Annotated in this window: 8 protein-coding genes; 5 read left to right on the top strand and 3 right to left on the bottom strand. The window is 37.2% G+C overall.

The features are described from left to right. The first annotated feature begins 13 nt into the window (after positions 1 to 13). The 3 genes from nagK (at position 14) to PPBDW_RS07295 (ending at position 3,882) form a co-directional block, all read left to right on the top strand. Positions 14 to 925 carry an N-acetylglucosamine kinase gene (gene nagK, locus PPBDW_RS07285; protein WP_036794418.1) on the top strand — a complete coding sequence of 304 codons (912 nt, stop codon included), beginning with the start codon at positions 14 to 16 and terminating at the stop codon, positions 923 to 925. Positions 926 to 1,064: 139 nt separating this feature from the next. Next, positions 1,065 to 2,345, top strand: a complete 1,281-nt coding sequence (locus PPBDW_RS07290) for a DEAD/DEAH box helicase (protein WP_036794420.1) — start codon at positions 1,065 to 1,067, stop codon at positions 2,343 to 2,345. Between the two features lie 211 nt (positions 2,346 to 2,556). After that, entirely contained in the window at positions 2,557 to 3,882 is a 1,326-nt protein-coding gene (locus PPBDW_RS07295; RefSeq protein ID WP_036794421.1) for a GGDEF domain-containing protein, read from the top strand. A gap of 65 nt (positions 3,883 to 3,947) precedes the next feature. Here PPBDW_RS07295 and PPBDW_RS07300 read toward each other — a convergent pair whose 3' ends face one another. Together PPBDW_RS07300 and PPBDW_RS07305 are read right to left on the bottom strand one after the other, a co-directional pair. Continuing rightward, positions 3,948 to 5,366: a basic amino acid/polyamine antiporter gene (locus PPBDW_RS07300; RefSeq protein ID WP_036794423.1), complete on the bottom strand. Its 1,419-nt coding sequence runs from the start codon at positions 5,364 to 5,366 to the stop codon at positions 3,948 to 3,950. 200 nt (positions 5,367 to 5,566) lie between these two features. Further along, complete coding sequence (locus PPBDW_RS07305) at positions 5,567 to 6,037, bottom strand: cell division inhibitor SulA (protein ID WP_036794425.1); 471 nt, start codon at positions 6,035 to 6,037, stop codon at positions 5,567 to 5,569. Positions 6,038 to 6,503: 466 nt separating this feature from the next. Between PPBDW_RS07305 and PPBDW_RS07310 the strand changes: the two genes are divergently transcribed. Continuing rightward, the gene (locus PPBDW_RS07310) at positions 6,504 to 6,860 is read left to right on the top strand and encodes a MerR family transcriptional regulator (protein ID WP_036794427.1); all 357 of its coding nucleotides are present in this window, start codon (positions 6,504 to 6,506) and stop codon (positions 6,858 to 6,860) included. 57 nt (positions 6,861 to 6,917) lie between these two features. Beyond that, a complete protein-coding gene (locus PPBDW_RS07315) occupies positions 6,918 to 7,295 on the top strand; it encodes a carboxymuconolactone decarboxylase family protein (RefSeq protein ID WP_036794429.1) in 378 nt (125 codons plus the stop codon). 72 nt (positions 7,296 to 7,367) lie between these two features. On the opposite strand, the gene PPBDW_RS07320 is transcribed toward PPBDW_RS07315, so the two are convergent. Then, on the bottom strand, positions 7,368 to 8,963 hold the full coding sequence (locus tag PPBDW_RS07320) for an AbgT family transporter (RefSeq protein ID WP_036794431.1): 1,596 nt from the start codon (positions 8,961 to 8,963) through the stop codon (positions 7,368 to 7,370). Between the last annotated feature and the right edge of the window lie 590 nt (positions 8,964 to 9,553).

Consider the following 9,553-nt stretch of genomic DNA (forward strand, 5'->3'; position numbering starts at 1 on the left):
GTAGGAGAATAGGATGTACTACGGCTTTGATGTAGGCGGAACTAAAATTGAATTTGGTGCATTTAATGAAAAACTAGAGCGCGTAGCAACAGAGCGTGTACCGACACCGAGTGATGATTACAATAAACTTATTGATACTATTGTATCTATTATTACAGCTGCAGACGCAAAATTTGGCTGTGAAGGCTCTGTAGGTCTTGGTATTCCAGGTATCGAAGATGCGCGAGATGGTACTGTACTCACATCGAATATACCATCAGCAAAAGGTCGTACTTTACGCAAAGATTTGGAAGCAAAACTAGGTCGTAGCGTCAGCCTTGATAATGATGCTAACTGTTTTGCTCTGTCTGAAGCGTGGGACGATGAGCATAAAAATGCACCATCAGTACTGGGTCTTATTTTAGGCACAGGCTTTGGTGGTGGTATGGTGTTTGATGGTAAGGTATTCTCAGGCTTAAATCATGTTGGTGGTGAGTTTGGTCATGCCCGTTTACCTTTAGATGCATGGTTACACATGGGTGATAAAGCACCATTGTTTGATTGTGGGTGTGGTCAAAAAGGCTGTATCGATAATTATTTATCTGGCCGTGGTTTTGAGCAGCTTTATGCGCATTATTATGGCGAAAAACTAAAAGCGATTGAGATTATTGAACGTAATGCTGCGGGTGATGAAAAAGCACAACAGCACGTTGATCGTTTTATGGAAATATTAGCAATGTGTTTCGCTAACTTATTTACTGGCGTTGATCCTCATGTTGTTGTATTAGGCGGCGGTTTATCGAATTTTGAGTTAATTTATGATGAATTACCAAAGCGCTTACCTAAATATTTACTGTCCGTGTCACAAGCACCTAAAATTGTGAAGGCAAAACATGGTGATGCTGGTGGTGTTCGTGGTGCTGCATTCCTAAACATTAAACAGTAATAATGATATAAATTGCAGACATTTATTTCGTAACAAAAAGCACTTCGTAGCGGAGTGCTTTTTTTTTTGTGTTAGAATTCGCGCTTGTTTTCTTATACCGCTCTATTGGTATAAGCGTATTTATTGCTAGGAATACACTATGTCGTTTGAAACGCTCGGCCTTCACCCTAAATTATTGCAAGTCGTTACAGAGTTAGGTTATGAACAACCAACAGATGTGCAATTGCAAGCAATCCCATTGGCATTAGCTGGGGATGATGTGATGGCTGGGGCACAAACGGGTACCGGAAAAACAGCAGCATTTGCGCTTCCTATTTTACAACGTTTGATGACGTTACCGTCATTAGCAGAGCAGGGAAGTGATGAAACCAAGCCCCAGCAAGGTGCAAAAATTCGTGCTTTAGTGATTACGCCTACACGAGAGTTAGCGCAACAAGTTTATGATAGCTTTATCGCTTACGGTAAATACAGTGACTTGAAAGTAGCTGTAGCTTATGGCGGTACGAGCATGAATGTTCAAATTAAAGCATTAAGAGCTGGCGTTGATATTCTTATTGCGACACCAGGGCGATTACTTGATCATGTTTTTGTCGGTAATGTTTCGTTAGCGAATGTAGAAACATTTGTATTGGATGAAGCTGATCGTATGCTTGATATGGGTTTTATTATTGATATTAACCGTATCATGAAGCGTATGCCTGCTGAACGCCAAACATTATTCTTTTCAGCTACATTCTCAAAGCAAGTTAAAAAATTAGCGTTTAGTATCTTAACTGATCCAAAAATGGTGGAAGTAACACCTGAAAATATTGCTGCAGATACAGTTCAACAAATGGTTTATCCGGTTGATAAAAAACGGAAATCAGAATTGTTAGCATATTTGATTGGCTCGCGTAATTGGCAGCAAGTGTTAGTATTTACTAAAACCAAACAAGGTTCTGACCAGTTAGCTAAAAGCTTAGGTTTAGATGGCATTAAAGCCGTTTCTATTAATGGGGATAAAAGTCAAGGTGCGCGCCAACGTGCACTTGATGACTTTAAGGCCGGTAAAGTACGTGTATTGGTTGCAACAGACGTCGCTGCTCGTGGTTTAGATATTCAGCAACTGGAGTATGTTGTTAATTTCGACTTACCATTTAATGCTGAGGATTACGTACACCGAATTGGTCGTACTGGCCGAGCAGGAAATACGGGTCATGCAATTACATTAATGAGTCTTGACGAAGAATGGGCATTAAAAGCGATTGAAGAGTTATTAAATACTCGTTTACCACAACAATGGCTTGAAGGTTATGAACCTGATCCGAGTTTAATTGAAACGGTGTCTGTTCATCGTGGCGCATCGGCAGAAAAACGTCGAGCAAAAGCTAAAAGTAAAATACATCAAAATCGCGGCAAAAATAATCAGCGTCGTCGTTAAATAAAAGTCATTTATATCTCAAAAAATCATAAACGTCGCATAATAGCGGCGTTTTTTTATGTATATGCTACTAGTAGTGACTGTGTTTGGGCTGAATTGTAACAGTTTGTTTTAATTGGTTGTTTAACCTAATGTTGTCTGATAGTTTGTCGCACGTAAATGTTGTCTTTTACTTTATTTTTCGTAACCGTTAATGTTTTTCGGGGTATTTATGACGGGGTTAAATAAATGGCTTCGATCAATTGTCTTATTTTTAGTTTGTTTTACAATTGCAGCATATGGGTGGTTTATTCTTGGTGGTGCTAAGAAAGAATATATTGTTACTCCTAAAAATAGTGAATATAAAATCATCGATGATTCAGCACAAAATGGAGCGACAACAGCAACATTAGATATTCGTAAGCATGGTGCATTATTAGAATGTAATATTATTAATAAGGCAAAGTGGCCATTTTGTGAAATTGCTATATCGTTAACCGACTCTATTGAAGAGGGCATTGACTTAAGTTCTTATCATTCAGTTGGAATTGATATTGATTATACCAGCCCAATTGAAGGTGAACGAGTACGTATCTATTTACGGAACTTTGATCCAAATTATGCAAATATTGACGATCCAGTTTCATTGAAATTTAACGCTATTGAATATTCACCGGGCGTTGATGTTGGATTACAAATTTTTCCATTACGGACCTTTCAAGTTTTATCGTGGTGGATAGCAGAAAATAATATATCAGTAGATAAATCGAGCCGACAATTTGACAATATTTCTATTATTGAAATTGCGACAGGCAGTTATGTTAAAGAATCTTATTATGCCATTCGATTAAATCGGTTGGTATTTTATGGCGACTGGATAAGCGAATCTACTTTAGTAAAGTCATTGTTATTATTGTGGGTGGTTACTGCTGTTATTCTCATTATCATTGAGCGATTTATTCTTTATAAAAAAATGAAAAATACAGAAGAACGTAGCCAGCGTTTACGAGATGCTAATAGATTACTGTATAATAAAAGTTTAAAATTTGAACATTTAGCTTGTACAGATCCTTTAACACGAATTCGAAATCGGCATACGATTGATGAATGGTTAGAAGAGATAACGATTCAAACGAGGCTTAATAATCTGCCTTTTTCGATGATTTTTATAGATATTGATCATTTTAAAACAGTTAATGATACTTATGGCCATAGCTTTGGTGATGAGGTGTTAATTAAATTTGCAGCAACAGTTGAAACGTTAATACGCCGTTCTGATGTATTTGCTCGTTGGGGTGGAGAGGAGTTCGTTATTTTCTGTCCTGAAACCAATATGAGTGCAGCTGTTGAAATTGCAGAGTCTATTCAAGCTAGTATTGCGAATAAAGCTTGGAATTTCGATCGAGAATTTAATCTAACATGTAGTTTTGGTATTGCTGAATTAGTGGATGAGACCAGTGAAGATCTGATTAGGCGTGCCGATTTAGCGTTATTAAAAGCGAAGAAAATGGGTCGTAATCGAATTGAAATAACTTGGGAACATCAACAGCTTAAATAATCTCATAATAAAAAGCCGTGTATTACTTGACGTAAATACACGGCTTTTGAGTTTAAATATAAAGATTAACTTTCTAGGGTAATATGCCCAGTCGCAACCATATAGATAGCAAATATAGATAATAGAATTAAGAAGAGCACAAAAAGACGTTCTTTACCGACGAAGTAAGGCTGATTCAACTCTTTTTTGGCTTTGATGAAGAAATAAAGACCCGGTAAGTATAATAAAGATGCTAATAATAAGTGGCTTAAGCCTGAAGCATAAAGTAACCAAATGCCATAAATTGTTGAGCCTGCACCAATAAATAACAACATACCACGATTTTTATTCTTGATGGCAAGTTTAAGCGTATAAGCAGCAACAAGAAAATAGGGTACTAAAATCATTTCTGAAGCAATAATCAGTAGTGAGTTATAAGTACCGCCAGCATAGATAACTGCAAATAATGAAATTTGAATACAAATGATAGTTAGGTTAAGCGCTTTAATTGATGTGCCTGCGCTATTTTCTTTGGCATAAGATTTTGGAAACATATTATTTTGCGCAGCAAGTAATGGTGCTTCTGTTGCTAATACTGTCCAGCTTAAAAATGCACCGCTTACCGAAACTAATAAACCACAACCAATAATAATTGAACCCCATGGGCCAAGAATATGTTCGAGTACAAGTGCCATTGATGGATTGTGAAGCTTAGCTAATTCAGGTGTGGAAATAACACCCATAGAAAGTAGTGTTACGAATACGTAAATGGTGAGTGCAGTAAGTAAGCCAAGAATTGTTGCTCGACCAATGTCGCGGCGGTTACGTGCGCGTGATGAAACGATAACAGCGCCTTCAACACCAATAAAGACCCACACAGTAATAAGCATGGTGCTTTTAACTTGGCTTAGTAGGTCATGCTGAGCACCAAATTGAACACCTGTAAAATCAAATGTAAATGTGTGCCATTTAAAAGCTACTAATGCACAGAAAATAAATAATACTAGTGGGATTAACTTAGCGACAGTAGTGATAGCATTAATGGTTGCCGCTGTTTGTACACCACGTCTTACAGATGCATATACAAGCCATAATAAAATAGAAGCACCGACAATCGATTGCCAAGTATTACCCATACCAAAAATGACATGTCCAGGTTTATCAAAGAACATCCCTAAGGTACTGAATACAATTACTAGGTATGAAACATTAGCAAGCATTGCGCTGAGCCAGTAGCCCCAAGCAGAACAAAAACCAACAAAGTCACCGAAACCTGCTTGTGCGTAACCAAAAACACCACTGTTAATGTTTGGTTTTAGTAATGATAGAACCTGAAAAGACATAGCAAGGAAGATCATGCCTACACCAGTAATAGTCCAGCCGATCATGACTGCTGCGGGGCTAGCAACAGCTGCCATATTTTGTGGCAGACTAAAAACCCCCGCTCCAATCATTGAGCCGATTACAAATGCAGTTAATGCACCAAATCCGAGCTTATTATCCATTCTGAAACCTAGTATTTAATTTTGAATTTCCTCGATTATATGGATTTTCATTATGCGTAAAAGCTATTTTTTAAATTTTTAATAATTAAAAAAACATATTTTCAAATAAATATATATTTTCTGTTTCCATTTCATTATTAACTTTATGCAATATTCCAGTGATTGCAACTAAATAGTAACATTGGTGATTGTAAATTAACTCAATGGAACGTTAATTGTGCTTTAACATTTTGATTTAGTACAAAAGCTAGTGTTTTACCGTGTTCCGCTGCCATTGAGATAATTGGGGTGTTAAATGATTCAATTTCACCAGCAACGATAACTGCTGAACAGTTCCCCATTTCTAATGCTTTTGCCATTAGCAAATGTTTGCTTTGGTTTTTAGTATTTCGCAGTAATAGCACTTTATTAATATCAATGCCTGCATTAATTAATAAACGTTTATCTAATAATGCATCTTGACCGATAAACATTATCCAACGATTTTCTTCATTAGCTTGTTTAAGAAGGCGTAAAAAATACGCTAATTGTACTTGTTGTTGTTCGCTATAGCTTACTTCAATAGGTACTGCCATTGACGGAGACTCAAAAACATTTGAGCAAGAGCCAAATGTTGCTTTATAAACTTCAGAAGCAGTAATAAATTCTTGAGCCTGCATTAGTGCTTTCATAGTGCCATCTCCGACAGTGGTTATATATACATGCTGTATGTACATACAGTAGTTTTATTCGAGTGTAGATGCAAGTATTATTTATCTGTACTTTCTCATATCGACTAAAAATCCTCCAGGAGGGTTGTGGCGTTCTTTTTATTTTAACTATCTGTTTTATAGTGTTATTTTTATTATTTTTTGTTGCTTTAACCTGTGATTTTCCAGTAAATGATAGAAAATAATAAATTTACGTTGCAAATATACGAGTCATCTCACGTAAAAATATACAGTAGTTTTACTGGGTATTTGTTTGTCGCTCTAAGCTATGAGTATGAATTAGCCTTAGTGCTATGATCGATTCAGAGGCGGGCGGTGATGAGTGCACCAGAAGGAGTTGATAAAGATGATATTTCGATATGGTGATTGTATATCGAAGTATATGATGGTTATTAGAGCATGAGTAAATATTCCAGAAGGTAGAATCATGAACATGAGAGAGTTTTCTAGTTTGGTGGGGTTATCACCTCATACTCTTAGGTATTATGAAAAAATAGGTTTACTGAAAAATGTTCAAAGGAATAGCAGCGGTCATCGAGCATATACATCTAAAGATCTAACATGGATTATCTTTGTGAAGCGCTTAAAAGAGACGGCTATGCCTCTTGATAATATATTGGTGTATGCGAGCTTAAGAGAACTCGGTTCGGAATCGTTATCTCAGCGTCAAAAGTTATTAGAGCTGCATCAAGAAACCTTAACAGTTCATATAGCGCAGCAGGAAAAACATATGGCTGCATTAGAAGAGAAAATCAATCTCTATAAATGTGGGAAAGTCCGTTGACTTAGAGTTAACTCTAACTTGTATGATATTCCGAATTAGCCAATAAGGAATATTACAATGAATAAATCTCGCTTTGAAAATGGTCTAGAACTACTTACAAGTATTGATGGTGAAGCTGGACATAAAGTCCTTGAAAGTTTGCAGGATATTTGTCCTGATTTAGCTAAATACACCATTGAATATCCTTTTGGTGATATTTATGCTCGCTCAGGGTTAGATCTAAAATCGAGAGAAATTGCAACAGTTGCCGCATTAACAGTTTTAGGGAATTGTGTTTCCCAACTTAAAGTTCACTTAAATGCTGCGCTAAATGTAGGATGTTGTGAAGAAGAAATAAAAGAAGTCATACTCCAAATGTCAATCTATGCCGGTTTTCCTGCGGCTTTAAATGGTATGTTTGCTTTTAAAGAAGTACTCGTTGATAGAGCTGTATAATGAAAAAAGCCCTCATAGGAGGGCTTTCTGTGTTTGATTATCGTGTTGTTTGGCTGCGTAAATAAAGAACCATTAACCAGCAACGTTATAGTAAGTTGCAGCACCTGGACCTACAGGGATACCAAGTATAAATACCCACACATAAAACATGATGCTCCAGCCAATCATAAAGACGATTGAGTATGGCAGCATAATTGAAATCAGTGTACCAAGACCAAGATTTTTATGGTAACGGGTAGCGACTGCTAAGATCATACCAAAGTAACTCATCATAGGCGTAATGATATTAGTGACAGAGTCCCCGATTCGGTAAGCAGCTTGAATGGTTTCTGGTGCATAACCCACTAGCATTAGCATGGGTACAAAGATAGGTGCAGTAATAGCCCATTGTGCCGATGCTGAGCCTATCATTAAGTTAATAAAGCCACACATTAAGATAAAGGCAAAGAATAAGGCTGGGCCAGTCAATCCGATTGATTGTAATAAATCAGCTCCGCCAACCGCAAAAACCTGACCAAAGTTTGTCCACTTAAAGAAAGCAACAAATTGTGCGGCAAAGAAGACTAGGACAATATAGACACCCATTGATGACATCGACAATGACATTGCATTGATTACATCGCGGTCATTCTTCATGGTGCCAACGATTTTACCGTAGACAAACCCAGGAATGGCGAAGAATACAAAGATAAACGCCACAATGCCTTTTAAGAAAGGTGATCCAGCGACTAAACCTGTCTGAGGGTTACGTAGAACGCCGTCAGCGGGAACAATAGTGAGAGCGAGTAGTGCTGAAACAACGAGAACAGCAAGACCAGCGGCTTTAAGACCTTTCTTTTCAAGATCTGTTAATGTACCCATCTTATCGTGGCTAAGATCATCACTCGCTAAGTGACTATCGTATTTTCCCAGTTTTGGTTCTACAATTTTTTCAGTAACAAATGCACCCATGATGGTAATGGCAAATGTTGAGGCAAACATAAAGTACCAGTTAACTTCTGGTCCGACAGTGTAATTAGGATCAATCATCTGTGCTGCTGTCTCGGTAATACCAGACAGTAGTGGATCGACAGTGCCTAGCAATAGGTTGGCACTGTAACCTCCTGAGACTCCAGCAAATGCAGCAGCTAAGCCGGCTAGAGGATGGCGTCCTAATGAATGGAACAGCATTGCAGCAAGAGGGATTAATACTACGTAGCCTAATTCTGCAGCTGTATTTGAGATAATACCTGAGAAGATGACAACGACTGTAACCATGCGACGTGATGCTCCCATCACTAAACCACGCATTGCTGATGATAACAGCCCAGAATGTTCAGCAATAGCAACACCTAACATGGCAACAAGAACGGTACCAAGTGGAGCAAATCCAGTGAAGTTGCTTACAAGGTTGGCCACGATTAACTGTAGACCTTCGGCATTGAGTAGACTGATGACATGAATAATACCATCAGCTGAGCGACCGGCTGCTCCTTCTGGGCGTGGATCTATAACAGATACCCCAAAATAACCTGCAATACCGGAAGAGATTAAAATTGCCACACAAAAAAGTGCAAAAAGAGTGATTGGGTGGGGCAATAGGTTTCCGAGCCATTCAACAGTATCAAGAAAACGTGTAAAGAGTGTTTTCCTTGGCAGTTGTGTCTGCTTTAAATCTGGTGAATACATGATGAACTCCATTATCATATTGATCCCGTCAATGGGATCTTTGTGATTGGATGCTATCTCACCGCTGCTAAGTAAGGAAAAAGTTAATTGTGACTAAATGTTATCGCACTTGATGATATCTATAACTTATTGATAAGTTGGTGTTTATTTGTTTTTTGAATTGGGTTTATATTAGATGTTGTTGCTTTTTATTGTTCAATTGTTAGTTTGTTGTATTGCTTTGGTGTTGTTTTATGATTTTATTCTCTACTAATAAGTGCAATTGAAGAAGGTTAGCCATTAATTCATATAATTTAATCGATAACTGGTTATTACAAGAGAAAATAGTCTTAATTGATGCTTTTTGGTGATAAATACAAGAAATAGATGTTTTTTGTTTTAAGTATTTCATCATGGTGTTGTAATTAATTTTTTCTATTAAAGGATCTGATAGTATTAAAAGACTAGTTATATATTGAGAGTTTTAGTTTTTTATTCAGTAGCCATAAGCAGTCTAACTGAGTAAATATGCCAAGTAATAGTCGTTGTTCCATTCAAAATTGTTTTGTCAGCTTTGTTTGTAGATTATATATAGTAGTAACTGATGGTGA

The sequence above is a fragment of the Photobacterium kishitanii genome (assembly GCF_000613045.3).
GTDB lineage: Bacteria > Pseudomonadota > Gammaproteobacteria > Enterobacterales > Vibrionaceae > Photobacterium > Photobacterium kishitanii.